The organism is Streptomyces sp. BI87, assembly GCF_025957665.1.
Taxonomy (GTDB): domain Bacteria; phylum Actinomycetota; class Actinomycetes; order Streptomycetales; family Streptomycetaceae; genus Streptomyces; species Streptomyces albidoflavus.
This window is the reverse complement of record NZ_CP110079.1, coordinates 2,783,272-2,809,973: the sequence shown is the minus strand read 5'-3', so window position 1 is coordinate 2,809,973 and position 26,702 is coordinate 2,783,272. Positions and strand designations below refer to the sequence as shown.

General features: G+C 73.8%; 24 protein-coding genes. 13 read left to right on the top strand and 11 right to left on the bottom strand.

Annotation, left to right across the window (positions count from 1 at the left end):
* Window positions 1–79: 79 nt before the first annotated feature.
* On the top strand, window positions 80–1,126 hold the full coding sequence (locus OIM89_RS12095; RefSeq protein ID WP_047471185.1) for a hypothetical protein: 1,047 nt from the start codon (window positions 80–82) through the stop codon (window positions 1,124–1,126).
* A gap of 12 nt (window positions 1,127–1,138) precedes the next feature.
* Here OIM89_RS12095 and OIM89_RS12090 read toward each other — a convergent pair whose 3' ends face one another.
* The gene (locus OIM89_RS12090) at window positions 1,139–1,939 is read right to left on the bottom strand and encodes a TetR/AcrR family transcriptional regulator (RefSeq protein ID WP_047471183.1); all 801 of its coding nucleotides are present in this window, start codon (window positions 1,937–1,939) and stop codon (window positions 1,139–1,141) included.
* A gap of 122 nt (window positions 1,940–2,061) precedes the next feature.
* Between OIM89_RS12090 and OIM89_RS12085 the strand changes: the two genes are divergently transcribed.
* From OIM89_RS12085 to OIM89_RS12075, 3 genes are all read left to right on the top strand, one after another.
* A complete protein-coding gene (locus OIM89_RS12085) occupies window positions 2,062–3,147 on the top strand; it encodes a daunorubicin resistance protein DrrA family ABC transporter ATP-binding protein (RefSeq protein ID WP_030698067.1) in 1,086 nt (361 codons plus the stop codon).
* Window positions 3,144–4,028, top strand: coding sequence for an ABC transporter permease (locus OIM89_RS12080; RefSeq protein ID WP_030698066.1), 885 nt, complete (start codon window positions 3,144–3,146; stop codon window positions 4,026–4,028). Before OIM89_RS12085 ends, OIM89_RS12080 begins: the two co-directional genes overlap by 4 nt.
* A 103-nt stretch (window positions 4,029–4,131) precedes the next feature.
* Complete coding sequence (locus tag OIM89_RS12075; protein WP_030698065.1) at window positions 4,132–5,100, top strand: pyridoxal-phosphate dependent enzyme; 969 nt, start codon at window positions 4,132–4,134, stop codon at window positions 5,098–5,100.
* 81 nt (window positions 5,101–5,181) lie between these two features.
* Here the strand turns inward: OIM89_RS12075 and serC are convergent, their stop codons facing one another.
* The 7 genes from serC to OIM89_RS12040 form a co-directional block, all read right to left on the bottom strand.
* The gene (gene serC, locus OIM89_RS12070; RefSeq protein WP_030698064.1) at window positions 5,182–6,300 is read right to left on the bottom strand and encodes a phosphoserine transaminase; all 1,119 of its coding nucleotides are present in this window, start codon (window positions 6,298–6,300) and stop codon (window positions 5,182–5,184) included.
* A 123-nt stretch (window positions 6,301–6,423) separates the two neighbouring features.
* Window positions 6,424–7,722 (bottom strand): cytochrome P450 family protein, encoded by a 1,299-nt coding sequence (locus OIM89_RS12065; RefSeq protein WP_195730551.1) that lies wholly within the window; start codon window positions 7,720–7,722, stop codon window positions 6,424–6,426.
* 104 nt (window positions 7,723–7,826) lie between these two features.
* Window positions 7,827–9,173, bottom strand: coding sequence for a cytochrome P450 (locus OIM89_RS12060; RefSeq protein ID WP_195730550.1), 1,347 nt, complete (start codon window positions 9,171–9,173; stop codon window positions 7,827–7,829).
* Window positions 9,170–9,829 (bottom strand): GTP-binding protein, encoded by a 660-nt coding sequence (locus OIM89_RS12055; RefSeq protein ID WP_030698061.1) that lies wholly within the window; start codon window positions 9,827–9,829, stop codon window positions 9,170–9,172. Before OIM89_RS12055 ends, OIM89_RS12060 begins: the two co-directional genes overlap by 4 nt.
* Window positions 9,810–10,163, bottom strand: coding sequence for a DUF742 domain-containing protein (locus OIM89_RS12050; RefSeq protein WP_003950060.1), 354 nt, complete (start codon window positions 10,161–10,163; stop codon window positions 9,810–9,812). The genes OIM89_RS12055 and OIM89_RS12050 overlap by 20 nt, the downstream gene beginning before the upstream one ends.
* Window positions 10,163–10,579, bottom strand: coding sequence for a roadblock/LC7 domain-containing protein (locus OIM89_RS12045; RefSeq protein WP_003950061.1), 417 nt, complete (start codon window positions 10,577–10,579; stop codon window positions 10,163–10,165). The genes OIM89_RS12050 and OIM89_RS12045 overlap by 1 nt, the downstream gene beginning before the upstream one ends.
* A complete protein-coding gene (locus OIM89_RS12040) occupies window positions 10,576–12,219 on the bottom strand; it encodes a sensor histidine kinase (RefSeq protein ID WP_051727212.1) in 1,644 nt (547 codons plus the stop codon). Before OIM89_RS12040 ends, OIM89_RS12045 begins: the two co-directional genes overlap by 4 nt.
* Window positions 12,220–12,807: 588 nt before the next feature.
* Here OIM89_RS12040 and OIM89_RS12035 point away from each other — a divergent pair.
* Window positions 12,808–15,633 (top strand): FAD-binding and (Fe-S)-binding domain-containing protein, encoded by a 2,826-nt coding sequence (locus tag OIM89_RS12035; protein ID WP_264491253.1) that lies wholly within the window; start codon window positions 12,808–12,810, stop codon window positions 15,631–15,633.
* A gap of 63 nt (window positions 15,634–15,696) precedes the next feature.
* Here the strand turns inward: OIM89_RS12035 and OIM89_RS12030 are convergent, their stop codons facing one another.
* Window positions 15,697–16,575 (bottom strand): LysR family transcriptional regulator, encoded by an 879-nt coding sequence (locus OIM89_RS12030; protein ID WP_047471177.1) that lies wholly within the window; start codon window positions 16,573–16,575, stop codon window positions 15,697–15,699.
* A gap of 187 nt (window positions 16,576–16,762) precedes the next feature.
* Between OIM89_RS12030 and OIM89_RS12025 the strand changes: the two genes are divergently transcribed.
* Window positions 16,763–17,761 carry an EamA family transporter gene (locus OIM89_RS12025; protein ID WP_030698057.1) on the top strand — a complete coding sequence of 333 codons (999 nt, stop codon included), beginning with the start codon at window positions 16,763–16,765 and terminating at the stop codon, window positions 17,759–17,761.
* Window positions 17,762–17,931: 170 nt separating this feature from the next.
* Window positions 17,932–18,069, top strand: a complete 138-nt coding sequence (locus OIM89_RS12020; protein ID WP_157877577.1) for a hypothetical protein — start codon at window positions 17,932–17,934, stop codon at window positions 18,067–18,069.
* A gap of 519 nt (window positions 18,070–18,588) precedes the next feature.
* Here OIM89_RS12020 and OIM89_RS12015 read toward each other — a convergent pair.
* Window positions 18,589–19,047 (bottom strand): hypothetical protein, encoded by a 459-nt coding sequence (locus OIM89_RS12015; RefSeq protein ID WP_264491252.1) that lies wholly within the window; start codon window positions 19,045–19,047, stop codon window positions 18,589–18,591.
* Between the two features lie 252 nt (window positions 19,048–19,299).
* Between OIM89_RS12015 and OIM89_RS12010 the strand changes: the two genes are divergently transcribed.
* The 3 genes from OIM89_RS12010 (at window position 19,300) to OIM89_RS12000 (ending at window position 21,002) form a co-directional block, all read left to right on the top strand.
* Window positions 19,300–20,061: a helix-turn-helix transcriptional regulator gene (locus OIM89_RS12010; RefSeq protein WP_408908069.1), complete on the top strand. Its 762-nt coding sequence runs from the start codon at window positions 19,300–19,302 to the stop codon at window positions 20,059–20,061.
* On the top strand, window positions 20,045–20,242 hold the full coding sequence (locus tag OIM89_RS12005) for a DUF397 domain-containing protein (RefSeq protein ID WP_264491251.1): 198 nt from the start codon (window positions 20,045–20,047) through the stop codon (window positions 20,240–20,242). The genes OIM89_RS12010 and OIM89_RS12005 overlap by 17 nt, the downstream gene beginning before the upstream one ends.
* A gap of 163 nt (window positions 20,243–20,405) precedes the next feature.
* Complete coding sequence (locus tag OIM89_RS12000; protein ID WP_047471174.1) at window positions 20,406–21,002, top strand: TIGR03086 family metal-binding protein; 597 nt, start codon at window positions 20,406–20,408, stop codon at window positions 21,000–21,002.
* Window positions 21,003–21,030: 28 nt separating this feature from the next.
* Here OIM89_RS12000 and OIM89_RS11995 read toward each other — a convergent pair whose 3' ends face one another.
* Entirely contained in the window at window positions 21,031–22,266 is a 1,236-nt protein-coding gene (locus tag OIM89_RS11995; protein ID WP_264491250.1) for an RICIN domain-containing protein, read from the bottom strand.
* 323 nt (window positions 22,267–22,589) lie between these two features.
* On the opposite strand from OIM89_RS11995, the gene OIM89_RS11990 reads away from it, so the two are divergent.
* Genes OIM89_RS11990 through OIM89_RS11980 form a run of 3 tightly spaced genes read left to right on the top strand, consistent with a single transcriptional unit; the run spans window position 22,590 to window position 26,700 of the window.
* Window positions 22,590–23,387 (top strand): TIGR03084 family metal-binding protein, encoded by a 798-nt coding sequence (locus OIM89_RS11990; RefSeq protein ID WP_047471171.1) that lies wholly within the window; start codon window positions 22,590–22,592, stop codon window positions 23,385–23,387.
* Complete coding sequence (locus OIM89_RS11985; protein WP_264491249.1) at window positions 23,384–25,105, top strand: acyclic terpene utilization AtuA family protein; 1,722 nt, start codon at window positions 23,384–23,386, stop codon at window positions 25,103–25,105. The genes OIM89_RS11990 and OIM89_RS11985 overlap by 4 nt, the downstream gene beginning before the upstream one ends.
* Entirely contained in the window at window positions 25,102–26,700 is a 1,599-nt protein-coding gene (locus tag OIM89_RS11980; RefSeq protein WP_030698050.1) for an acyl-CoA carboxylase subunit beta, read from the top strand. The genes OIM89_RS11985 and OIM89_RS11980 overlap by 4 nt, the downstream gene beginning before the upstream one ends.
* Window positions 26,701–26,702: the final 2 nt, after the last annotated feature.

Here is a 26,702-nt window from a genome sequence, read left to right as displayed (position 1 = left end):
GGGCCGGGGACTGTGAGCCCGGCCACGGCGGGGTCGGCCCGGGGGCGCCGGTGGTCCGCGCACGTAGCAGACTGGGGCCATGAGCCGCCGTACCCGCACTGCCCGCCGCCGGCCGGTGGCCGCCGCCGTCCTCGCCGCCGGGGCGGTGCTGCTCCCGGTCGTGCCCGCCTCGGCGGCGTCGGGGGCCGACCAGGACTTCGTCATCGAGGACCCGCGCATCACCGAGTCCAGCGGGCTGGCGGCCAGCAAGCGGCACCCGGGCGTGTACTGGACGCACAACGACAGCGACGACGGCGCCTACCTCTACGCCGTCGACTCGCGCACCGGGAGGACCGTCGCCACGGTGACGATGACGGGCGTCGGCGAGCCGCGCGACGTCGAGGCGATCTCGCTCGGCCCCGACGGCAACCTCTACGTCGGCGACATCGGCGACAACCTCGGCGGCACCTGGGACCACGTCTGGATCTACCGCCTCCCCGAGCCCGCCGAACTGCGGGACCAGGCGGTGGCCGCCACCCAGTTCACCGTCCAGTACGAGGACGGGCCGCGCGACGCCGAGGCGCTGATGGTCCACCCCAAGACCGGCCGGGTCTACCTCGCCTCGAAGAAGCAGAGCGGCGGCCGCCTCTACGCGGGCCCCGGGAAGCTCTCGGCCCAGGGCGTCAACGTCTTCCGCCCGACCGGCGCCGAGGTCGACTGGGTGACCGACGGCGCCTTCTCCCCGGACGGCTCCGAGCTGGTCCTCCGCTCCTACCTGGGCGCCAAGGCGTACGACTGGAAGGGCGACGGCAGCCTCGGCGAACCCCGCCGGCTCTCGGCGCCGCTGCTCGGCCAGTCCGAGTCGGTGACGTACACCGCCGACGGGACGGGACTCATGTACGGGGCCGAGGGGGCGCGGAGCCGGGTCGTCCGGGTGGATGTGGAGAAGCGGGACGGGGAGGGTGGTGAGGGGAAGGCGCCGGAGGGGGCGAAGTCCCCCGGGGCCACGGATCCGGGCGGGGCCGGGGGTGGCGGCGAGGCGGACGACGGCGACGGGAAGCCGAGCGGCACGGTCGGCCTGGTCGTGGTCGGTGCGGTGGTGCTGGCGTGGCTCGGGCTGCGTAAGGGGCGGCGCGGGGCGAAGTAGCCGCCCCCGCGGTCACTTCCCGGCGCTGCGGGCGTCCACCAGGGCCTCGAAGCCGGCGACGAGGCGTTCCAGGCCGAAGGCGAAGTGGTCGAAGGCGGTGCCGAAGGTGTCCTCGGAGAGGGTGGCCATCAGGGGGTAGGCGCCGCTGTTCATCGCGGCGGTGAGGTAGGGGAGCTGGGCGCCCCAGAACTCCTCCTCGGTGAGGCCCGAGGCGCGGGCCGCCTCCGCCTCGTTGACGTGCATGCGGGCCAGGCCCTCGACGTAGCTGTTGACGGTGATCAGCACCGCCATCGTCTCGGGGTCGCTCAGGCCCATGGTGCGCAGCGGGCGCAGGGCCAGTTCGAGGCCGCGGACGGCGTTGGGGCCCAGCGCGGTGCGGGCCTGGTTGAGCTGGAGCAGCCAGGGGTGGGTGCGCAGCTGGTGCAGATAGGCGTGGGCGAGGATCGAGACGGCGGCGCGCCAGTCGTCGTCGGGGGCGCTGGGGGAGGCGTCGTTGGCCTCGCCCTGGACGCGGTCGACCATCAGGTCGAGCAGCTCGGGCTTGCCGGGGACGTAGCGGTACAGGGACATGGTGCCGGTGCCGAGGTCGGTGGCGAGGCGGCGCATGGAGAGGGCGTCGAGTCCCTCGGTGTCGGCGAGGGCGACGGCGGCGGTGACGATCCGCTCCAGGGTGAGCGCGGGCTTCGGGCCGCGCGCGGGGCGCTCCTGGGTGTGCCAGAGCAACTCCATGCTGCGCTGGGTGACGGCCGCCTTCGCGGGCTTGTCGCCGGGCTTCTCGGTGCCGTTGTCGCTGCCGTTCTCGCTGGTCGCCATGGGGTCAGGATAGGCCCGCCCAGCAATTCTGGGTACACCGTACGCGTAATCGGGTACGGTGTACCCAGTGGGTGTGGCCGTGTGGCTCCCCGCTGTTCGCCCTGCCTGCCCGAGGAGACTCCATGGCCCCGCCGCCCGTCGCCCCGCCCACGCAACCGGCCACCAGCCCGCCGACCGCCCACGACGGCGACGCCGACCACGCCGTCCTCGCCCGCTCCGTGGTCAAGCGGTACGCGCTCAAGGGCGGCGGCGAGAAGCGCGCCCTCGACGGGCTCGACCTCACCGTGCGCCGGGGCACCGTGCACGGCCTGCTCGGCCCCAACGGCGCCGGCAAGACCACCGCCGTCCGCGCCCTGACCACCCTCATCCGCTTCGACTCCGGCGCCGCCGTCGTCGCCGGGACCGACGTGCGGCGCGACCCGCGCGGCGTCCGGCGCCGGATCGGGCTCGCCGGGCAGTACGCCGCCGTGGACGAACTGCTCACCGGCCGCCAGAACCTGGAGATGTTCGGCCGCCTCTTCCACCTCGGCGGCGTTCGCGCCCGCCGCCGCGCCGCCGAACTCCTCGCCTCCTTCGACCTGGAGGCCGCCGCCGACCAGGGCGTGGACGGCTACAGCGGCGGCATGCGGCGCCGCCTCGACCTGGCCGCCTCGATGATCCTCGCCCCCGACGTGCTCTTCCTGGACGAGCCCACCACCGGGCTCGACCCGCGCGGCCGGGGCGAGGTCTGGGACGCCGTACGGGCGCTGGTCGCCGACGGCACCACGGTGCTGCTCACCACCCAGTACCTCGACGAGGCCGACAAGCTCGCCTCCCGCGTCACCGTCATCGACCGGGGCCGCGCCATCGCCGACGACACCCCCGACGGGCTCAAGCGCACCGTCGGCGGCGAGCGGCTGGAGGCGGTCGCCGCCGAGCCGTCCGGGCTGGCGGAAGTCGCCGAGGCGCTGGCCCGCGCCACCGGCGCCACCCCGCACACCGACCACGCCGACCGCCGCGTCCACGCGCCCGTCGGCCCCGGCACCGACGGCGTCGCCGCCCTCACCGGCGCCGCCCGCGCCCTCCAGGAGAGCGGCACGGCGATCGAGGACATCGGCCTGCGCCGCCCCAGCCTCGACGACGTCTTCCTGCGCCTGACCGGCCGGGGTGCCGCCGAGGCCGACGCCGACCCGACCACCCCCTCCGACGAGAAGGCGACGCGCCCATGACGACCACCGCGACCCCGGCGGCCCCCGCCGCCCCCGCCGACCGCCCCGCCCCCGTCGACCTGACCGTCACCGACGACCGCCACAGCCGCCTCTACTGGGCCGCCGCCGACACCTGGAACGTCGTCCGCCGCTCCCTCACCCACTTCACCCGCCGCCCCAGCTTCATCCTCTGGCAGCTCGGCTTCCCGATCGTCTCCGTCCTCCTCTACGGCTACGTCTTCGGCGGCGCCATGAAGCCGCCGGGCGGCGGCGGTTCGGCCGACTACCGGGACTTCCTCATGCCCGGCATGTTCGTCATGACGATGGCGATGGGCTTCATGAACACCGCCACCGGCGTCGTCACCGACACCACCAAGGGCGTCGTCGACCGCTTCCGCTCCATGCCGATGGCACCCTCCGCCTTCGTCAACGGGCGCGGCGTCACCGACGTCATCATCGCCGGGGCCGAACTGGCCATCCTCCTGCTCACCGCCCTGGCCATGGGATGGCGCTCCGACGGCGGCCTCCTCGCCTTCCTCGGCGCGGTCGGGCTGCTGCTCTGGCTGCGGTTCGCGCTGATCTGGATCGGCGTCTGGCTCGGGCTGCTCATGCCCAGCCCGGAGGCGGCCGGCGGACTCTACGGGGTGGCCTTCCCCCTGACCATGGTCTCCAGCGTCTTCGTGGCGCCCTCGACGATGCCCGACTGGCTCGGTGCCGTCGCCGCCTGGAACCCGATCTCCTCCACCGCGAGCGCCACCCGCGAACTCTTCGGCAACCCGGTCGGCGCGGACGCCACCTGGATCAGCCAGCACGCCCAACTGATGGCCTTCGTCTGGCCGCTGGTCATCACGGCGGTCTTCCTGCCGCTGGCGGTACGGCGGTTCCAGCGGCTCAGCCGCTGAGCGGAAAGTGCGTGCGGCGAGCCGGCCGGCTGCCTAGAGTAAGGGTCAGTCCGCATCAGCGATCCCTACCGGGCCGGCCGGTCCGCCCCACCCGAGGAGAGCCGTGACCCCCTCGCTTCCCATCACCCTGGACGACGTACGCGCCGCCGCCGACCGCATCAAGGGCGTCGTGCACCGCACCCCCGTGCTGCGCTCCCGGACCCTGGACGCGCTGGTCGGCGCCGAGGTCCACCTCAAGGCCGAGAACCTTCAGCGGATCGGCGCCTTCAAGATCCGGGGCGCCTACCACGCGGCCTCCCGCCTCGACCCCGAGGTGCGGGCCCGCGGCATCGCCGCCTACTCCTCGGGCAACCACGCCCAGGCCGTCGCGCTGGCCGCCCGCGAACTGGGCACCACCGCCGTCATCCTGATGCCCGAGGACGCCCCCGCCTCCAAGCGGGCGGCGACCGAGGGATACGGCGCCGAGGTCGTCACCTACGACCGGTACACCGGTGACCGCGAGGCGATCGGCGCCGCCCTCGCCGCCGAACGGGGGCTGCCGGTGATCCCGCCGTACGACCACCCGGACGTGATGGCAGGGCAGGGCACGGCGGCACTGGAACTCGTCGAGGAGGTCGGGGAGCTGGGCGCGCTGGTGATGCCGGTGGGCGGCGGCGGGCTGATGGCCGGTTCGGCCACGGCGGCCAAGGGGCTCCACCCGGCCACCCGGATCATCGGCGTCGAACCGGAGGCGGGCGACGACACCCGCCGCTCGCTGGCGGCCGGCGAGCGCGTCACCGTCCCGGTCCCCCGCACCATCGCCGACGGCCAGGCCCTCACCACCCCCGGCGCCCTCACCTTCGAGGTCAACCGCCTCCTCGCCGACGCCGTCGAGACCGTCACCGACGACGAGATCCGCACCGCCATGGTCTTCGCCTTCGAACGCCTGAAGACGGTCCTTGAGCCGAGCGGCGCCACGGGGCTCGCCGCCCTCCTGGCCGGACGCCTCGGCCCGCTGCCGCCCCGGGTCGGGGTGATCCTCTCCGGGGGGAACGTGTCGGTGGAGCGGTTCGCGGAGCTGTGCGCGGGGTGAGTCCCGTACACGCCGGAGGCCCGCGCCGTACGAACCGGCGCGGGCCTCAGGGGTCTCGGGGGCGGGTGTCCGCCCCCGCCCTCAGAGCTGCTCGATGACGTAGTCCACGCACTTCGTCAGGGCGGCCACGTCGGCGGGGTCGATGGCCGGGAACATGGCGACGCGGAGCTGGTTGCGGCCGAGCTTGCGGTAGGGCTCGGTGTCGACGATGCCGTTGGCGCGGAGGGCCTTGGCGACGGCGGCGGCGTCGATGTCGTCGGTGAAGTCGATGGTGCCGATGACCGAGGAGCGCTTGGCCGGGTCGGTGACGAACGGGTCGGCGTACTTGACGTCCTCGGCCCAGCCGTAGAGCGTGCGGGCCGACTCGGCGGTGCGGGCGGTGGCCCAGTCCAGGCCGCCCTGGCCGTTGAACCAGTCGAGCTGCTCGGCCAGGAGGAAGAGGGTGGCGAGCGCCGGGGTGTTGTACGTCTGGTTCTTCAGGGAGTTGTCGATCGCGGTCGGCAGCGAGAAGAACTCGGGGACGTGGCGGCCCGAGGCGTGGACGCGGCGGGCGCGCTCCAGGGCGGCGGGGGAGAAGACGCCGATCCACAGGCCACCGTCGGAGGCGAAGGACTTCTGCGGGGCGAAGTAGTAGACGTCGGTCTCGGTGATGTCGACCGGGAGGCCGCCCGCGCCGGAGGTGGCGTCGACCAGGACGAGGGAGCCCTCGTCGGCGCCCGCGACCCGCTTGACGGGGGCGGCGACGCCGGTGGAGGTCTCGTTGTGGGTGAGGCCGTAGACGTCGACGCCGGCCTCGGCGCGCGCCTCGGGGTGCGTACCCGGCTCGGAGGAGATGACGGTCGGCTCGGCCAGCCACGGGGCGAGCTTGGCGGCCTTGGCGAACTTCGAGGAGAACTCGCCGAAGGAGAGGTGCTGGGACTTGTTCTCGATCAGGCCGTGAGTGGCGATGTCCCAGAAGGCGGTGGAGCCGCCGTTGCCCAGGATCACCTCGTACCCCTCGGGGAGGGAGAACAGGTCGCGTACGCCCTCGCGGACCCGGCCGACCAGGTTCTTGACCGGGGCCTGGCGGTGGGAGGTGCCCAGCAGGGAGGTACCGGTGGCGGCGAGCGCGTCGAGCGCCTCCGTGCGCACCTTGGAGGGGCCAGCGCCGAATCGACCGTCGGCGGGCTTGATGTCAGCGGGAATCCGGATCTCAGCCACGGGCGCGAGCCTAGCCCGTCGGCGGACGGCGCGGCGAAATGTCCGACGACTGAGACGGGGCATCCGGGGTGTGGACCGGCCCCCGGTGTGGCGGGGGGCCGGTCCTTGCGCGTACGCGCCCGCTCAGCCGTGGAGGCGGACCGGGAGGTCGAAGAGGTCGTTCTGGGTGAGGATCGGCTTGTTGCGCAGCTCGGAGTCGTCGACCGCGAGGGTCAGCTCGGGGAAGCGGGCGTAGAGCGCCGGGAGGGCGACCTCGGCCTCGACGCGGGAGAGGGAGGCGCCGGGGCAGACGTGCGGGCCGTGGCCGAAGGCGATGTGGCGGATCGGGTCCCGGGTGACGTCGAACTCGCCGGCGGTCGGGCCGTGCTGGTTCTCGTCCCGGCCGATGGCGGAGAAGGAGACGATCAGGCCCTCGCCCTTGGGCAGGATCTGGTCGCCGACCGCGATGTCCTCGGTGGGGAACCGGATCAGCAGGTGCGAGGTCGGGGTGTTGTACCGCAGGGTCTCCTCGATCACCTGGGACCAGGGGATCTCGCCGGCCAGCACGCGGGCGCGCTGCTCGGGGTGGGCGGAGAGGGCGCGGACGGCGTTGACGATGAGGCTGATCGTCGTCTCGTGGCCGGCGGTGACGATGATCTTCAGCGTGTTGACGATCTCCTCGTTGGTGAGGGTGTCGCCGTCGGCCGCCGCCTCCAGCAGGCCGCTGGTCAGGTCGTCGCCCGGCTCGTCGCGTTTCGACTGGACGAACGCCTGGAAGATGTCGTCCAGTTCGGCCATCATCGGCGGCACCTGCTCGCGCGGGACGACCGTCGAGAAGAAGATGTCGAAGAGTTCCTTGAGCCGCGGGATGTGGTGCGAGTCCATCCCGAACAGCTCGGTGATGACCGTCATCGGCACCGGGTGGGCGTAGTGGGCCTTGAGGTCGACCACGCCGTTCTCGTCGGCGGCCTGCTCCATGGTGTCGAGCATCCGCGCGCAGAGCGCCTCGATCCCCGGGCGGAGCTTCTGCACCCGGCGCACGGTGAGCGCCTGGGCGACGAAGTTCCGCAGCCGCCGGTGCTCGGGGCCGTCGGCGGTGAGCATGGAGCGGCCCGGGTTGGCGAGGCCCATCAGCGGCCAGTCGGCGGGGATCTCGCCGTTGTTCCAGGCGTTCCAGTGGTTGATGTCCTTGACCAGCCGGCTGTCGGTGAGCAGCTTGCGGGCCTCGGCGTGGTGGGTGACGGAGTAGACGGGGATGTCCCCGATCAGCATGACCTTGGCCAGCGGTCCCGCCGCCCGCAGCCGGGCGCTCTCCCCGTCCAGGTCGCGGACGAGCGGGTCGAGCGCGATGTACGCCTCGGGGTCGACGGCCCCGTGGGCGTGGGCCGGGCAGCCCGGGGGCGTGGCGGGCGTCTGGGTGGCGGACGTCTCGGACAGGGACATGCGGTGCCTCCAGGGGCGGGGTCGGTCGGCGTCGCGGGGGGTGGGGTCTGGGAAAGGCCGGCCCCGGCCGCGTACGGCCCGGGGTCCGGCCTCGCGGACATGTCCTAGCCGGCGCGCACCGGGGTGAAGCTCACCGGGAGCTTGGTGAGGCCGCGCAGCCACGGCGAGGGGCGGCGGGTCAGCTCCTCGGCGGCGACGGCCAGGTCGATGTCGGGCAGCCGGTCGAGGATGACCTCGATGGCGGTGCGGGCGACGATCTCGGCGATCTCCCGGGCCGGGAACGGGCAGCGGTGCTCGCCGTGGCCGAAGGAGAAGAAGGCGTTGTTGCCGCCGGTCAGCGCCGACTGGTCGGTGCGGACCAGCGGGTCGTAGTTGGCCCCCGCGAAGCTGAGGATCAACAGGTCGCCCTCGCGGATGCGGCGCCCGCCGATATGGGTGTCGCGGGTGGCCCAGCGGCCGGCGATGTTCTGGCTCGGGGTGTCCTCCCAGAGGACCTCGTTCATCGCCTCCGCGATGGAGTGGCGGCCGCCGAAGAGGGAGGCGGCGAACCGGGTGTCGGTCAGCATCAGCCGCAGGGTGTTGCCGATCCAGTCGGCGGTCGGCTGGTGGCCGGCGACCACCATGACCAGGACGTCCTGGATGATCTCGACGGCGCTGAACTCGTCGGTGATCACCGCCTGGTCCTCGCCGGGCAGGTGCCCGGAGAGCCGCAGCATCCGGCTGGTGACGTGGTCGCGGGGGTGGACGTGCAGGCCGGCGACCATCCGGCCGACGCACTCGCGGATGTGCTGCTGCCCGGCGAGGGCGCGCTCACCGCCGTTGATCATGTCGTTGATGGCGTGGGCCAGGCCCCGGCCCTCGCTCTCGGGCAGGCCGAAGAGCTGGAAGAGGACGAGGGCGGGCAGCATCATCGCGTAGTCGGCGATGACGTCGGCCTCGCCGCTGCCGCAGAAGTCGTCGATGAGGGAGTCGGCGAGCCGCTCGGTGGTGGCGCGCAGTTCGTGGGCCTCGACCGCCTCCAGGCCGCCCTCCATGACGGCGGCGCGGCGCCGGTGGCGTTCGCCGACGGTGTAGAGGATCGACTCCTGCTTGCCGATCATCGGCAGCAGCGGCCAGTTCTCCGGCACCCGGTCCCACTGGTTCCACAGGTCGGAGTCGCGGCTGTAGAGCACCGGGTCGCTGGTGACCTGGTGGAGTTCGCGGTAGCCGATGACCAGCCAGGCGGGCAGCTTGCCGGGGAGGACGACGGGGGCGACGGGGCCGTGGTCGCGGCGCAGGTCGCGGTAGAGCCCGATGGGGTCGGACTGGAAGCGGTTGCCGCCCAGCAGCAGCGGCGCGGGCTCGGCGCCGCCGGCGCCGTGGGCGACGGGGCAGCCGCCGGTGGCGGGGGCGGCCGGGGTGGCGGCCTGGGGGGCGTCGGCGGTGGCCGACGGGATGTCGGGCGGGGTCACGAAACGGCCTCCTGTGCCGGGGCGGCGGGGCGCGCGCCGGACGTGTAGAGCGTCCGCAGGTGTTCCACCAGGGCGATCAGCACGTCCCGGGCGGAGTCGCGGGAGCGGGCGTCGCAGTGGACGAGGGGGACGCGCGGGTGCAGGTCGAGGGCCTCGCGGATGTCTGCCTCGCGGTGGTGCGGCCCGCCGAAGTCGTTGCAGGCCACGATGAACGGCGTGCCGTGGTGCTCCAGCCGGTCGATGGCGTACCAGGAGTCGGCGATGCGCCGGGTGTCGACGAGGACGACGGCGCCGAGGGTGCCGGAGAAGAGCCGGTCCCACAGGAACCAGAACCGCTCCTGGCCGGGGGCGCCGAAGAGGTAGAGGACGTTGCGGGCGTCGAGGGTGATGCGGCCGAAGTCGAAGGCGACGGTGGTCGCCGTCTTGGCGGCGACGCCCTCCGTGTCGTCGACCCGCTCGCCCGCCCGGGTCATCGTCTCCTCGGTGTTGAGGGGACGGATCTCGCTGACCGAGCGGACCAGGGTGGTCTTGCCGACGCCGAACCCGCCGACGACGACGATCTTCAGCCCGTTGTCGGCGGTGCCGGCGAGGGCCGCGCGTTCGGGCCGGCCGGCGGCGGCCGGGTCCGCGGCCGCGTCAGAGATTGCGGAGTCCAACGAGCACCTGCTCCAGAAGTTCGGGGTCCACCGCGCCGGGGGACGCGGCGGAACGGGGGTGGCGGGCGCTGATCCGGCCCTGGTCGAGCAGGTCCGTCAGCAGCACCCGCACGATCGAGACCGGCAGCTTCAGGTCGGCCGCGAGCTCCACCACCGCCGTGGGGCGACGGCAGGTGGTGAGGATGGCCCGGTGCTCGGACTGCATGCCGGCGGTCGGCTCGCTCTCCGTCACCACCAGCGTCACCAGGTCGAAGGCGTCGCTGTCGGCGCGGCTGCGGCCGCCGGTGAGCGTGAACAGCCGGTCGGGGGCGTCGTCGCGGCCCGGCCTGCCCATCAGGTGGTGGCCTCGGTGGCCCGCGGTTCGGCGGCCAGATGCTCGCCGAGCTGCTCCACCAGTTCGCTCATGTTGTGCCCGACCAGACCGGGGTCGCCGTCCTCGTCGGCGACGACCGCGAGGTGCGCGCCGTCACCGGCCTCCACGATGAAGAGCACCCCGCCGTAGAACTCGGCCATCGCCGACCGGACCCCGCCGGAGCCGTCGCCGAACTCCACGGAGGCGCCGTGCGACAGGCTCTGGATGCCCGCGGCGATGGCGGCGAGCTGGTCGGCCTGGTCGACGGAGAGTTCGGGCGTACGGCACAGCTTCAGGCCGTCGCGGGAGAGGACGAGGGCGTGGCGGGCGCCGGGAGTGCGCTCAAGGAGCTTCTCCAGCAGCCAGTTGAGCTTCTCGTCGGTGGTGGTGCCGGTCATGGGGACTCATTGCCTTCCGGGGTCGGTTCGGTCGGGCGGACGGCGTTGCGGAAGCTGCTGAACCGGGCAGCCCGCAGTCGGGCGTCGACCGGGTCGGGGGCCGCGCCCGGGGAGGCGGGGGCCCCCTCCGGGTGCGCCGCCGCCAGGGTCTGGCCGCGCCGCCGCTTGGGGAGTCCGGCGGGGCCGGACCCGGTGGCCCCGGGGGTGGTGCCGGTGGCCGGTGAGGGGGACGCGGTACGGGGCCGCGCCCCGGCCGTGCGGCCCGTACGGGCTTCGCGGCGGGAGGGCAGAGGGGTGCGGGCGTGCCCGTCGGGCGTCTCGCCGGGCTCCGCGTCGGCGGCCGGGCGGGTGTGGGTGCCGGGCCCGTCCTCGCGGTCGCCCCCGTACGCCGCCGGGTCGTACGGCACGGTCCGGAAGGCGCCCGAGTCGTACGGGTCCGGGTCGCCGGCCGGGGGCGTGGCGGGCGTCTCCCCGGCGGCGGGCGGGGCCGGGAGGACGGCGGTCTCGGCCTCGGCGGCGGGCTCGGGCTCGGGGGCCGTGGCCGGGGCGGCCGGGAGTCCGGCGAAGGGATGCTCGCGCGCCTCGGGGGAGGCGACGGTCGCCGTGGCGCCGGGGCCCGCCGGTCGCGAGGGACGGGAGAGGAGTTCCTGCGGGAGGAGGACCAGGACGCCGGTGCCGCCGCGGGCCGAGGGGCGGAAGGAGACCTTCAGCCCGTGTTTGCGGGCGAGGCGGCCCACGACGGCGAGGCCCATCCGGGTGCCGGAGAGCGAGGCGAGGTCGGTGGTGCCGGAGACGGCGGACTCGGCGCGGCGCAGCTGCACCTCGCTCATGACCAGGCCCGCGTCCTCGACGGAGACGATGAGCCCGGCCGGGACCTCCTCCGCGTAGACGTGGACCTCGGCGTTGGGAGGCGAGAACGTCGTGGCGTTGTCGAGGAGTTCGGCGAGGACGTGCATGACGCCCTCGGCGGCGTGCCCGGCCACGTGGACGTCGCTGGCGGCGTGGGTGCGCACCCGCTGGTAGCCGCTGATCCGGCCGAGCGCGCCGCGCAGGATCGACTCCATGACGATCGGCCGGGCCCAGCGGCGGCCCGAGCGGGCGCCGGAGAGCACGGCGACGGAGTCGGCGAGGCGGCCGGCCTGGGCGGTGCGGTGGTCGAGGTGGAAGAGGTCGGCGAGGACGTCCTCGTCGCTGTGGCGCTCCTGCATGGCACGCAGGTCGGCGAGCATCCCGGTGGAGAGGGCCTGCATGCGCCCGGCCGCGTTGGCGAACGAGGCCAGCGCGGCGTCCCGCTCGGCCAGCGCGCGGCGCCGCTCCTCGGTGAGGCGGGTGTTCTCCCCGGTCAGGCGGACCCGTTCCTGGTCGCCCCGGGCCACCTCCTCGCCGAGCGAGCCGAGCCGCTCGCGCAGCGCCTCGGCGACCTGCACGTACCGGGCGACGGTCACCGCGGCGACGCAGAGCAGCAGGGCCCCGGCCGCGGTGCACCAGGCCAGCGGAGTGCGCACGGACGGCGGTGCGGAGAGGACGAAGGCGGTGCCGAGCACCCCGGTGACGAGCACGGAGACGAGCAGGGCCCGCACGGCGGGACGAAGCGGCAACCGCTCCGTCCCCGAACGCGTGAGGGGGGTGGTCGCTGTCATCAATCGGGTCCTCATGGACGCGTGGGGGCGGCGGCCGGGGACGTGGTCAGCGCCCGGGGCCGATGCGAACAGGCTGTGCGGCTGCGGGGCGCGACGGCCGCCCGGACGCGTCCGACGCTGCCCGAAATGGCTGACTCCCCGTAACTCGCGGCAACTATAAGAGGGTTCGTGTGCGATTTGGGAAGATCTTGAGTCATGGGGATCGAGATGGTGACGGTTCGCGAATGATCAATTCCGCTGTATGGCGGTTTTTCGGACCGTGGGGGCGGGATTCCGTTTGCGCTCCGTGATGTGACGTCAGTCACGCGGAGGCGCGGTCCGGGGAGGCCGGGCGGACGCCGCGGCCGGAAACAGCCGCCCCTCCTCGGCGGCGGGGCGGGACCGGGACGCGGACCACGCCGACGGCAGCGGCTCCGGGGACGTGCCGAGCCCCGAGGGCGGCGAACCGCCCGCCCCGACCCGACGCTGACGCCGCGTCACGCCGTCCGGCCACGCGGCGGCCCGGTGCGTACCGTGGGTGCGGGGGTGACGGTCCTCCGGGACCGCCCGCCCGCGCCCGACCAGGCCGCACCCGACCGAGGACCGCCCATGCCGCACCCCACCCCCACCCCCGAACAGGTCCTCCGCGCCGACCTGGCCCGTGCCCTGGCCGCCGAGGTCGCGGGCGAGGCCGACTTCTCCGTCACCGCCCGCGCGCTGACCACCATGGACGCCTCCAACTACCGGCGCGTGCCGCTCGGTACCGTCGCCCCGCGCGACGCCGACGACGTGGCCGCCACCCTCGCGGTCTGCCGGGAGTACGGCGTCCCCGTGGTCGCCCGGGGCGCGGGCACCTCCATCGCCGGGCAGGCCACCGGAGTCGGCGTCGTCCTCGACTTCACCCGGCACATGAACGGCCTGCTCGCCCTCGACCCCGAGGCCCGCACCGCCCGCGTCCAGCCCGGCCTGATCCTCGACCGGCTCCGCGACGCCGCCGCCCCGCACGGCCTCACCTTCGGCCCCGACCCCTCCACCCACAGCCGCTGCACCCTCGGCGGCATGATCGGCAACAACTCCTGCGGCTCCCACTCGGTCGCCTGGGGCACCACCGCCGACAACGTCCACGCCCTCGATGTCCGTACGTACCGGGGCACCGCCCACCACCTCACCCCCGGCGACTGGACCGGCGCCCCCGACGGCCTGCGCGACCTCGTCCACGGCCACCTCGCCCTGCTCCGCACCGGCTACCCCGAACTGCCGCGCCGCATCTCCGGCTACGCCCTGGACGCCCTGCTCCCCGAACGCGGCGCCGACCTGCCCCGCTTCTTCTGCGGCACCGAGGGCACCCTCGGCCTGGTCACCGAGGCCACCGTCCGCCTGGTCGAGGCCCCGCCCGCCCGTGCGCTGGCCGTCCTCGGCTACGCCGACGAGTCCGCCGCCGCCGAGGCCGCCCCCGGCCTGCTCCCGTACGCCCCGCTCACCGTCGAGGGGATGGCCGCCGACCTCGTCCCCGACCCGCGCGGCCTGCCCCGCGGCGGCGCCTGGCTCTTCGTCGAGACCGGCGGCGCCACCCGCGCCGAGGCCCGCCGCAACGCCGAGGCGCTGGCACGGGCCGCCGACGCCACCGACAGCCTCGTCGTCGACGACCCCGCCGGCCAGCGCGCCCTGTGGCGGGTCCGCGAGGACGCCTCCGGCACCGCCACCCGGATGCCCGACGGCTCCGAGGCGTGGCCCGGCTGGGAGGACTGCGCGGTGCCGCCCGCCCGGCTCGGCGCGTACCTGCGCGACTTCCGCGCCCTGCTCGCCGAGCACGGGCTGCGCGGCACCCCGTACGGACACTTCGGCGACGGCTGCATCCACGTCCGCGTCGACTTCGACCTGCTCACCCCCGAGGGCGTCGGCCGCTTCCGGCGCTTCTCCGAGGAACTGGCCGCGCTCGTCGTCCGGCACGGCGGCTCCCTCTCCGGCGAGCACGGCGACGGCATGGCCCGAGCCGAACTCCTCCCCGCCCTCTACGGCGACGACCTGGTCCGCCTCTTCGGCGACGCGAAGGACGTCTGGGACCCCGACGGCGCCCTCAACCCCGGCGTCCTCGTCCGCCCCGCCCCCCTCGACGCCGACCTCCGCTTCGGCGTCCTCCCCACCACCCCCGTCGAGACCGCCTTCGCCTACCCCCACGACGACGGCGACTTCTCGGCGGCCGTCCGTCGCTGCGTCGGCGTCGCCAAATGCCGTACGGAGACCGTGTCCGGCCCCGCCGTCATGTGCCCCTCCTTCCGCGCCACCGGCGAGGAGGAACACTCCACCCGGGGCCGCGCCCGCCTCCTCCACGAGATGCTGGCGGGCACCCGGGGCGGCCTCGTCACCGACGGCTGGCGCTCACCCGAGGTCCGCGACGCCCTCGACCTCTGCCTCTCCTGCAAGGGCTGCCGCAGCGACTGCCCGGTCGGCGTCGACATGGCCACCTACAAGGCCGAGTTCCTCCACCACCACTACGACGGCCGCCTCCGCCCCCGCGCCCACTACGCGCTGGGCCGCCTGCCCCGCTGGCTCCGCCTCGCCGCCCCCGCCGCCCCGCTCCTCAACGCCGCGGCCAGGATCGGCCCGCTCGCCACCGCCGCCAAGTACCTCGCCGGGATCGCCCCCGAACGCCCCGTCCCGCCGCTGGCCGGCCCCGCCGCACGCCGCCGCGCCCGCACCACCCCCGGCCGCCGCGACGGCAGCCCCGTCCTCCTCTTCCCGGACACCTTCACCACCCACCTCACCCCCTCCGTCGAGGCCGCCGCCCGCCGCGTCCTCGACGACGCCGGACTGACCCCCCGCACCCCGAAGGGCCGCGTCTGCTGCGGCCTCACCTACGTCTCCACCGGCCAGCTCGACGCCGCCCGCAAGGTCCAGCGCCGCACCCTCGACACCCTGGAACACGAAGGGCTCCTCGACCCGGAGGACTCCACCCCGCTCACCGTCCTCGAACCGAGCTGCGCCGCCGCCCTCGCCACCGACCTGCCCGAACTCCACCCGGACGACCCGCGCGCCCACCACCTCGCCGCCCGCGTCCGCACCTTCGCCCAGACCCTCCTCGGCGCCGGCTACCAGCCACCCCGCCTCGACCGCCCCGTCACCGGCCAGACCCACTGCCACCAGCACGCCGTCCTCGACACCGAGGCCGACCGCACGCTGCGCGAACGCGCCGGCCTCACCGGCACCCTCACCGGCGGCTGCTGCGGCCTCGCCGGCAACTTCGGCTACGAACGAGGCCATTACGAGGTCTCGGTCGCCTGCGCCGAGGACCAGCTCCTCCCCGCCGTGGCCGCCGCCCCCGCGGACGCCGCCGTCCTCGCCGACGGCTACTCCTGCCGTACTCAGCTCACGCAGCTGAGCGGGGCTCGGCCCAGGCATGTGGCGGAGGTGCTGGCGGAGGGGCTGGAGGGGTGAAGGTGCGCCCCTCGCGGTACTGGCGGTGACCCCATCCCCTTTGGCGCGGACGACTCCCGCCCCTCACGCCCCCGCCGTGATCTCCTGCGCCAGCCGCACCAGCGCAGGGAGGGCCGGATGGGTGGTGCGGTCCGGCCAGGCGAGGCTGACCGGGAGTGGGGGCGCGTCGGTGAGGGGGACGAAGGTGACGCCCGGGTGGGGGTGCATGCCCGGGGTGGCGGCGCTGGTGACGCCCACGGCGCGGTCGGCGGCGATGACGGCGAGCCAGTCGTCGGTGTTGGCGACGGTCAGGGCGCGGGTCGGGCGGGTGGCGGCGGGCCAGAGCGCGAGGGTGGTGGTGCCGGAGACCGGGTTGAGGGCGACCGGGTGCGGGGCGAGGTCGGCCAGGGCCAGTTCGGGCCGCTCCGCTAGCGGGCTGTCCGAGGGGACGGCCGCCACCCGGTGTTCGGTGAAGAGGGTGACCGCGACCAGGCCGGGGGAGTCGACGGGCCCGCGCAGCAGCGCCGCGTCGGTCGAGCCGGAGGCGAGGCCGGCGGTGCGGTCGTCGTGGCGGAGGAGTTCCAGCGGTACGTCCGGGTGGGCGCGGCGCCAGCGGCGCAGCAGCGGGGTGGTGAACCGGCCCGCCGCCGACCAGGAGTGGCCCAGCCGCAGCGGGCGGGCCTCCGCGCGGCCGACGTCGAGGGCGTCGCCGAAGGCGGTGACGGCCGCCGCCGCCCGTACCCGGAAGGTCTCGCCCTCCGGGGTGAGCGTGAGGTGGTGGGTCGAGCGGTCCACGAGGCGTACGCCGAGGGCGGTCTCCAGGGTGGCGAGAGTGCGGGAGGCGGCGGGCTGGGTGAGGCCGAGGCGGGCCGCGGCCCGGGTGATGTTGCGCTCCTCGGCGATGGCGAGGAAGCAGCGGAGGTGACGGAGTTCCAGGTCGCGACGGGTACGCGCAGGGGTCATGTCTGGGGAGCATAACGGCTGTGCAGGAGGCATTTCACCGGGCGCGCGGAGGTGCGTAGCGTGGGGTGGCGTGCGCGGTCGTGAGGGCACGGCGGGCAGGCGTGGTGCAACTCCTTGGACCGGGCGGTGCAGTGCGGCGTACTGTCGTCGCGGCGCGGGTTCGGACGGACGGAAGGCGGAACAGCCAGTGAGCGGGCAGGGGACGGACGCGGTCGCGGCCAAAGCGGTGGCGGCGGGAGCCGCCGTCAGCACACCGGAGGCGGCCGGCGCGGTCGGCGTGAAGCGCCGCCGGGGCGCCGGGGGCCGGGGCTCGCTCGGCCCGGTCGGGCTGGTCCTGGCCGGTGGGCTCTCCGTGCAGTTCGGCGGGGCGCTCGCGGTGACGCTGATGCCGAAGGCGGGCGCGCTCGGCGTCGTCTCGATCCGGCTCGCCGTCGCCGCCCTCGTCATGATGGTGGTCTGCCGCCCCTCGCTGCGCGGTTACACCCGCGCCGACTGGGGCACGGTCCTCGCCTTCGGTACGGCGATGGGCGGCATGAACGCCCTCTTCTACCAGTCCGTCGACCGCATCCCGCTCGGCCCCGCCGTCACCCTGGAAGTGCTGGGCCCGCTCGCCCTCTCCGTCCTCGCCTCCCGCCGCCTGATCAACGTCCTGTGGGCGCTGCTCGCCCTCGCCGGCGTCTTCCTGCTCGGCGGCAGCGGCTTCGGCGGCCTGGACCTCGCCGGGGTCGCCTTCGCCCTCGGCGCGGGCGCGTGCTGGGCGGCGTACATCCTGTTCAGCGCCGGTACGGGCCGCCGCTTCCCGCAGGCCGACGGGCTGGCCCTCGCGCTGGTCGTCGCCGCCGTGCTGGTGCTGCCGTTCGGCGTGGCCGACGCGGGGAGCGCCCTGCTCGACCCGGTCACCCTCGCCCTCGGCGCGGGCGTCGCCCTGCTCTCCTCGGTGCTGCCCTACACCCTGGAACTCATCGCCCTGCGCAGGCTCCCCGCCTCCACCTTCGCCGTCATGATGAGCCTGGAACCGGCCATCGCCTCCCTCGCCGGCTTCCTCATCCTCAGCCAGGCCCTCACCACCGTCCAGGCCGTCGCCATCGCCCTCGTCATCGGCGCCAGCTTCGGCGCGGTCCGCACCCAGGTGGGGCGGCGCCCGAAGGGCGCGGAGGGGGAGCCGGTGGCGTCGGGCGGGAACTGAGCACAAGGTCGCGTGGCCTCCCCCGACGAGGAGCCGGGCGGCCGGCGCGACGGCCTTCCCCTCGCGGCCGCGTCTCCCAGGCAACCTCCCCACCCCCCAGCCCGTCTCCCCGTACGGAACGCGCACGTCGGGCGCGGACGGAACCAGTGGGACAGCGGGGAGAGGACAGCATGGCCGAGCACCTGATCAGGGCCGCCGGATGGATCGCGCGCGGGGTCGGAGTGGCCTTCGACCACCTCAGCCAGCGCACCGGCGTCGGCACCCTCTCGGGCACGGCGAAGAACGGCGTACCCCGCAAGCGGCGGTAGCCCCCGGCGGCCCGGCTCGCTGGTCGGCGAGCCTTACTCGACGGACATGCCAAGACCTTCCGTCGCGATCGCGGCGAGCCTTTTCTCGGGGACCTTCGGTGGCGAGTGGTGTGCATCCCGGATGGGGGCCGCCGGACACTCCAGGGCGAAGTCTGTACGCCCTGAGCACTGGACGCGTGTCGAACTCCGTGTGTCAGAAGGCCGGGCATGACGCGCTGAATCGTGCGGACCCCGAGGCTCGCGGCATCCTGAATGACGCGCTCCCAGCCGGCGGCGGTCATCTCACCATGGGTCGCCTGCGGGCTCGACTCCGACAGGCAGTGCGTGCACGGCAGTTGGCACGTACCCGTGATCTCCAGCTCCAGGGGCTAGATCCCCGCGAACGGGAGGGTGGGCGGTTCGATGAGGGTGGGCACGGCGCTGGTCCTTCCGGTGGGGCGTGCAGGGTTTCGCTGGGGTTCGTCCGGAGCGGCCCCGGGCCGTCTTGCACGTGCGGGCCGGGACGGTGGAGTGGGAATGTCACTCCCGGCCGCCGTAGGTGCTCAGCCATTGCGGAAGCCGCAGTTTCAGGTGGGCGGCCGGGACCTCGTAGATCGCGCTCAGCCGGTCGAGCGAGAAGCCGCTGCGGTACTGGGCGACGATCTGCTCCGCCTTCCACTCCAGGTGTCGCTGGGTGCTCTCGGGTACCTCGTTCTCGCGCAGGCGGTACACGACCCGGGGTGCGGCGAAGACCCACTTTCCGTATCCCTCCAGGGTCAGCACCGTGCTGCCGGCCGAGTACGGGGCCTTCGCCTCGACGCGCCGGGTGTCTCCCGCCACCGCCACCCAGTCGCCCTGACGCACGTCCTTGGGGGTCTCCACGAACACCGCGATCGTGTCCGAGGGCGCCAGGGGATCGCTCGTCCTCGGGTACCGCTGGAGCGCGTCGGCGGAGACCTGGAAGTGCGCGTCGTTGTGGACCCGGCGGACCATGGCCACGCCCCGCAGACGGGATACGACAAAGACCTGCTGACGCGCAGCGGGGTACCAGGCGACGAAGGGCATGGCTGACCTCTCGGAGTTCTGAAATCACCGTGTGTGCACCAAGGTTCGCGCTCCGCAACTAGGATGTGAAGGCTCCTGCGTTGCGACTTGAGCCTTGAGAGGCGCTGGCATATGCCGCGAGGAAAACCCTTACAGCCGCAGAAATCAGCCCGACACCTGTTCGGCTGGAAACTCCGGAACGCACGCTTGTCCGAGGAATGGACCCTCGACGACCTCTCCAGGAGAGTCGGCGTCAGCCGCAGCCATCTCTCCCGCATCGAGACAGCGGACTACATGATCCCGCTGGAGCTTCCGCCGCGGCTCGATGAGCTGTTCGGGTTCGCAGGGACCTTCCGAGAGCTGTACGCCATCGCCCGGCTGGAGCTGCACCCCGACCAGTACAAGCGGCGGATGGAGCTGGAGGGGAAGGCGGTGGCCATTCGCGAGTACTCCCCGCAGGTCGTTCCGGGGCTGCTCCAGACCGAGGACTACGCGCGGGCTCTGTTTCTCCTAGGCGATCCTCATGCGGCGAAAGAGGACATCAGTAAACTCGTCCAGGGCCGCATGTTGAGGCAGAGGGCCTTGGAAGTCTCACGCACGCGTCTCTCGGTCATTCTGGACGAGGCGGTGCTACGCCGTTCCTACGGCGGCCCCGCCATTATGCGCGCACAGTTCTCACGCCTTCTGCGGACTCCCTCATCGCCGAGGTTCGTCCTGCAAGTGCTGCCGTTCAGTCACGGTGGACATGCGCTCGCCGGAGGCTCGCTATCCGTGTTGACCCTGCCGAGGGGTGAGGTTCTGGCGTACGAAGAGGCCATCAACAAGGGCACCTTGGTGGAGGATCGGGACGAGGTCGAGTACCGGTCCAGGCACTACGATCTACTTGCCGCGTCCGCGCTGTCACCGCAAGACTCGGTGGACATGATCAGGTCTGCAATGGAGGATCTTCCTTATGAGCCCCACCCGTGACTACACCTGGGTCAAGTCCTCTTACAGCAACGACGGGGGCAACAACTGCGTCGAGTGGGCCCCTTCCGTCGCTGCCGCCTCCCGCACAGTCCCGGTCCGTGACAGCAAGGACACGACCCTTCCCGGTGTCTCCGTCTCCGCCGAGGCGTGGTCCGCGTTCGTGGGCAGCCTGAAGGGCTGAGCATCGGAACCATCGCGTCAAGGGCTTCACTCCGCTTCCCGGGGTGGGGCCCTCATCGCGTTTCCGGCGGCTCCCGTCGTTGCCGCCCCCCCCTCCCGCGCGTCACCGCCAAGTTCCGAGGCCCCGCCCCGTCACCATGGTCAGGAGAGAGAGGAAGTGCGCCATGACCCCGCCCGACGACAGTCTCCCCGACCTCGGACCCGCCGCCATGGCGGTCGCCGCCCTGGTCGACCGGGTGACCCCGGACCAGCTCGACGACCCGACGCCCTGCCCCGACTACGCGGTACGGAACGTGCTCGGCCACCTCAGTGGGCTCAGCCTCGCCTTCCGGGACGCGGCCCTGAAGAACGTGGGCCCCACCACGGACACCGACCCGGGTGCGAGCCTCCCGGACATCGGGGACGACTGGCGCCCGGTGCTGGCCGCGCGGCTGACCGAGCTGCCCGCCGCCTGGCGCAGCCCGGGCGCGTGGGAGGGCATGACGCAGGCCGGCGGGGTGACCTTCCCGGCCGCCGACGCGGGCGTGGTCGCCCTCAACGAACTCGTCGTCCACGGCTGGGACCTGGCCCGCGCCACCGGCCAGCCCTACGCCCCCGAACCGGCGGACCTGGAGGTCGCGTACACCATGCTGTCGGCGGCCGCCGAGTCCGGCGAGGAGACCGGCGGCATGTTCGGGCCTCCGGTGCCGGTGGGCGAGAACGCCTCCCTGCTGGACCAGGTCATCGGCCTGAGCGGACGCGACCCGGCGTGGACGCCCTGAGGCGGCGCCGGGCGCGTCCGGCGGAGGGTCAGGCCCTCACCAGGACGTACGTGCCGGAGCCGTCCTGCCGGCCGCTGCTGTACTGGCGGACGGGCTGGTTCTCGGCGTGCCGGTCGTGGCCGGCCATGTAACCGGTGTGCTTGTTCTGGACGCCGACCCGGTCGGAGCCGGGGACGTCGCGGTAGAGGTGGAAGCGCTGGAGGTTGTCGGTCCGGCAGTCGGTCTGCACGAGGGGTGCGCCCTCGTCCCCGGCGGTCGGTTCCGCGACAGCCAGGCACTTGTTGCTGGAGCGGTTGACGAAGACCCGCTCGACGATGCCGTTCTCCTCGGGGGCGTCGCACAGCTGCCACTGGTCGAGGTTGAGGCTGAAGATCGTGGAGGGCTTCAGCTGGACGGTGTCGCCCTGGAGGAAGGGCGGCGCGGTCCAGAAGAGGGACTTGTCGGGGGTGCCGATCTTGTAGAAGCCCTCGGCGCAGGTGAGCGCTGCCCGGGTGCCGGAGGTGCGCTCCGTCCGGTCCGCCGTCGCCTGGGTGGCCTGCGCCGCCGGTGACTGGCGCGGTCCGGCGGTGGCCGGGTCGCAGTCGAGGAGGTCCTGCGCCTTGCGCATGATGCTGTCGGCCGGCACCGCGTCCTCGCAGCGCACCGCGCCCTCTTCGAGCGTCGTGTACGTGGTGTAGCTGCCCCGGTCGGCGGCCTCGACCCAGCGCAGGCCCCAGGTGCCGTCGCCGAGGTCGACCCGGTTGCAGTTGAGGCTGCCGTAGGTGCCGGTGACCTTCTTCGTGCCCTGGTAGAGGCCATAGTAGCCGGGCTTCTGGAAGTCCCAGGTGATCTTCTTCGCGGTGGTGCCGGTGGAGGTGGACTTCATCTGCACCTCCAGGCCGACCGAGGCCCCCGCCTCGCTGAGTGCTTCCACGTCGAAGCCGGCGTTGAGGGAGGTCTTCTGCCCGACCGACACCTCGATGACGGTCTGCGTGGTGGTCTCGACGGTCTGCGAGCCGAGCGAGCCGTCGGTGACGTACCAGCCCTTGAAGTGGGTGATGGCCGGGGCGACTTCGGCACTCTTGACGAAGGCGTGGCGCTTGCCGAGATCGGCGGCGGTGCAGGCCCCGCCCAGCTCGGCCCCGGCAGCGGCGGGTGCGGCGGGCGGCGTTCCGGCGGCGGCCGGGGCCGCGGCGAAGCCCAGGGCGGCGGTGGCGGAGACGGCCGTGGCGGTGAGGGCGAGGAGACCTCTGCGTAAGCGGCTGGCAGGTGTGGTGTGCGGCATCGTGCGTTTCCCCCTCGGTGTGGTGCCCGGACGGGTCGCCCGCGTGCGGGCGCGGGTCCGGGCCGGTGGCCGGCCGGCTCGGTGGTGAGCCTGAGCGAACCTAGTGCGGGTGGGGAGGGCGGGGCGATGCCCGAATCGGCCAACGGGTCGCGGAGGGCGGAATGGCCTGTTCTCCGTGGCCGTGGGGGTTGGCGGCCCGGTGGCTCTCTGGGGTCGCGCGCCCGCCCGTCCGGAAAAACCTGCAAGCACGCTTGCTTGTTTTCTCTCTCGCTGCCATGCTCCGACCACGCCGCACTGCCCGCCGTGCCCGGGAGGAACGAACCGTGTCCGACCCCTTGCCCGTACTGGACGACCTGGCTGCCGAGAGTAACGAACTCGACGCTTTGGTGGCCGAGTTGAGTGATGCCGCGTGGAAGGCGGCGACGCCTGCCGAAGGGTGGGCCGTCGCGCATCAGATCGCTCATCTGGCCTGGACCGACCGGGCGGCGCTGACCGCCCTCACCGACCCGGCCGCCTTCGACGCCCACCTGGCCGAGGCGGCGGCCCGGCCGTTCACCTTCGTGGACGAGGGCGCCGAGGCGGGGGCCGCGCTGCCGCCCGCCGACCTGCTCGCCGGGTGGCGCGCCGACCGGGCCGCGCTGGACGCCGCGTTGCGCGCGGCCGGGCCGGGGACGAGGGTGCCCTGGTACGGGCCGCCGATGAGCGTCCCGTCGATGGCGACGGCCCGGCTGATGGAGACCTGGGCGCACGGCCAGGACGTGGCCGACGCCCTCGGCGTACGCCGCGAGCCCACCGCCCGGCTCCGCCACATCGCCCGACTCGGCTGGCGGACACGGGACTTCGCGTACGCGATGAACGGGCTGACGCCGCCCGACATCCCGTTCCGCATCGAGCTGACGCCGCCGGACGGGAAGGGCCTGTGGACGTACGGGCCAGAGGACGCGCCCCAGAAGGTCACCGGCCCGGCACTGGACTTCTGCCTGCTCGTCACCCGCCGCGCCCACCGCGACGACCTCGCCGTGCGCGCCGAAGGGCCGGACGCCGACCGGTGGCTGGACCTCGCCCAGGCGTTCGCCGGGCCGCCCGGAACCCCGCGAGCCCCGCGCGGAGGGGAGGCGTGAGCGCCCCTGCGCCGCTGCGGATCGGCAACGCCTCCGGGTTCTACGGCGACCGGTTCGACGCGCTGCGCGAGATGCTGACCGACGGCCCGCTCGACGTGCTGACCGGCGACTACCTCGCCGAACTCACCCTCCTCATCCTCGGTCGCGACCGCCTCGCCGACCCGGAGCGCGGCTACGCCCGCACCCACCTGCGCCAGCTGGAGCAGTGCCTCGGCCTCGCCCACGAGCGCGGGGTGCGCATCGTCACCAACGCGGGCGGGCTGAACCCGGCCGGACTGACCGACCGGATAAGGGAGTTGGCCAAGGCGCTCGGCCTGCCCACGCGGGTCGCGCACGTCGAGGGGGACGACCTGCTGCACCGGCCCGGTGGGTGGGGCGAGGGGGTGCTGACCGCCAACGCCTACCTGGGCGGGTTCGGGATCGCCGCCTGTCTGGAGGCGGGCGCCGATGTGGTGGTCACCGGGCGGGTGACCGACGCCGCCCTCGTCTCCGGGCCCGCCGCCGCCCACTTCGGGTGGGGCCCGGACGACCACGACCAGCTCGCCGGGGCCGTCGTCGCCGGGCACCTGCTGGAGTGCGGGACGCAGGCCACCGGCGGCAACTACGCCTTCTTCGCCGAGCACGACCCGGCCTTGCTGCGCCGCCCCGGCTTCCCGCTCGCCGAGATCCACGCCGACGGCAGCAGCGTCCTCACCAAACACCCCGGCACGGGCGGCGTCGTCACCGTCGGCACCGCCACCGCCCAGCTCCTCTACGAGACGAGCGGTCCGAGGTACGCGGGCCCGGACGTCACCGCCCGCCTGGACACCGTCCGCCTCAGCCAGGAGGCCCCCGACCGGGTCCGCGTCCAGGGCGTACGCGGGGAGGCCCCGCCGCCCACCCTCAAGGCCGGGCTCACCCGGCTCGGCGGGTGGCGCAACGAGGTCGTCTTCGTGCTGACCGGGCTCGACATCGAGGCCAAGGCGGAGCTGGTCCAGGCGCAGATGGACGACGCGCTCGCCGCCGCCGGGCCCGAGGAGGTCCGCTGGGAGCTGGCCCGTACCGACCACGAGGACGCCGCCACCGAGGAGACCGCCAGCGCGCTGCTGCGGCTGGTGGTGCGGGACCCCGAGGCGAAGGTGGGGCGGGCCGTGAGCGGGGCCGCCGTGGAGCTGGCTCTCGCCGGGTACCCGGGGTTCCACCTCACCGCGCCGCCCGGCAAGGGCTCCCCGTACGGGGTGTTCGAGGCGGTTCCGGTGGAGCGGGACCAGGTCACGCACACGGCTGTGCTGCCGGGCGGGGAGCGGCTGACCGTCGCCGACCCGGAGCGCACCCGCGCCCTCGCCCCGGCCGGGGAGCCGGAGCTGCCGGAGCCGTTGCCGCCCGGGCCCACCCGCCGGCTGCCGCTCGGCACCGTCGCCGGGGCCCGCAGCGGCGACAAGGGCGGCAGCGCCAACATCGGCGTGTGGGTGCGCGACGAGCGGGCGTACCGGTGGCTGGTGCACACCCTGACCGTCGAGCGGCTGCGCGAACTGCTGCCGGAGACAGCCGGCTTGGCGGTCACGCGGTACGCGCTGCCCGCGCTGTACGCCGTCAACTTCCACGTCGAGGGGCTGCTCGGTGACGGGGTCGCCGCGCAGGCCCGGTTCGACCCGCAGGCCAAGGGGGTCGGGGAGTGGCTGCGCGCCCGCCACCTCGACATTCCCGAAGCCGTCCTCAGCCAGGAGGTACCGCAGTGACCGTCCTCGCCACCGCGCTGGACACCGCATCGGCCGAGTACGCGGCCCACCGCGAGGCCCTGCTCGGCAAGCTCGACGCGCTCGACGCCGAACACGCCAAGGCCCTCGCGGGCGGCGGCGAGAAGTACGTCGAGCGGCACCGGGGACGCGGCAAACTCCTCGCCCGCGAACGCGTCGAACTGCTGCTGGACGAGGACACGCCGTTCCTGGAGCTGTCGCCGCTCGCCGCCTGGGGGAGCGAGTACGCGGTGGGCGCCTCGCTGATCACCGGCATCGGCACGGTCAGCGGCGTGGAGTGCCTGATCACCGCCAACGACCCGACGGTGCGCGGCGGCGCCTCCAACCCGTGGACGCTGAAGAAGGCCCAGCGCGCCAACGAGATCGCCTTCGCCAACCGGCTGCCCTGCATCAGCCTGGTCGAGTCCGGGGGCGCCGACCTGCCGTCCCAGAAGGAGATCTTCATCCCCGGGGGCGCCCTCTTCCGCGACCTCACCCGGCTCTCCGCCGCCGGCATCCCCACCGTGGCCGTGGTCTTCGGCAACTCGACGGCCGGGGGCGCGTACATCCCCGGCATGTCCGACCACGTGATCATGGTCAAGGAGCGGTCCAAGGTGTTCCTCGGCGGGCCGCCGCTGGTCAAGATGGCGACGGGGGAGGAGAGCGACGACGAGTCGCTGGGCGGAGCCGAGATGCACGCCCGCGTCTCCGGCCTCGCCGACCACCTCGCCGAGGACGAGCCCGAGGCGCTGCTGCGCGCCCGCCGCGTCGTCGCCCGCCTCAACTGGCGCAAGGCACACGCCGATCCGGCCCCCGCCGAGGAGCCGACGTACGACCCGGAGGAACTGCTCGGCATCGTCCCCGAGGACCTGAAGACGCCCTTCGACCCGCACGAGGTCATCGCGCGCATCGTCGACGGATCGGACTTCGACGCGTTCAAGCCGCTCTACGGGCCGAGCCTCGTCACCGGCTGGGCCACGCTCCACGGCTACCCGGTCGGCATCCTCGCCAACGCGCAGGGCGTGCTGTTCAGCGAGGAGTCGCAGAAGGCCGCCCAGTTCATCCAGCTCGCCAACCAGCGCGACATCCCGCTGCTCTTCCTCCACAACACCACCGGCTACATGGTCGGCAAGGAGTACGAGCAGGGCGGCATCATCAAACACGGCGCCATGATGATCAACGCGGTCTCCAACTCCCGCGTCCCGCACCTGAGTGTGCTGATGGGGGCTTCCTACGGCGCCGGGCACTACGGGATGTGCGGGCGCGCCTACGAGCCGCGGTTCCTCTTCGCCTGGCCCAGCGCCAAGTCCGCCGTCATGGGCCCGCAGCAGCTCGCCGGGGTCCTGTCGATCGTCGCCCGCCAGTCGGCCGCCGCCAAGGGCCGCCCGTACGACGACGAGGCGGACGCCGGGCTGCGCGCCATGGTCGAGCAGCAGATCGAGGCCGAGTCGCTGCCGATGTTCCTCTCCGGGCGGCTCTACGACGACGGCGTCATCGACCCCCGCGACACCCGCACCGTGCTCGGCCTGTGCCTGTCCGCCGTCCACACCGCCCCCGTCGAGGGCGCCCGTGGCGGCTTCGGCGTCTTCCGGATGTGAGG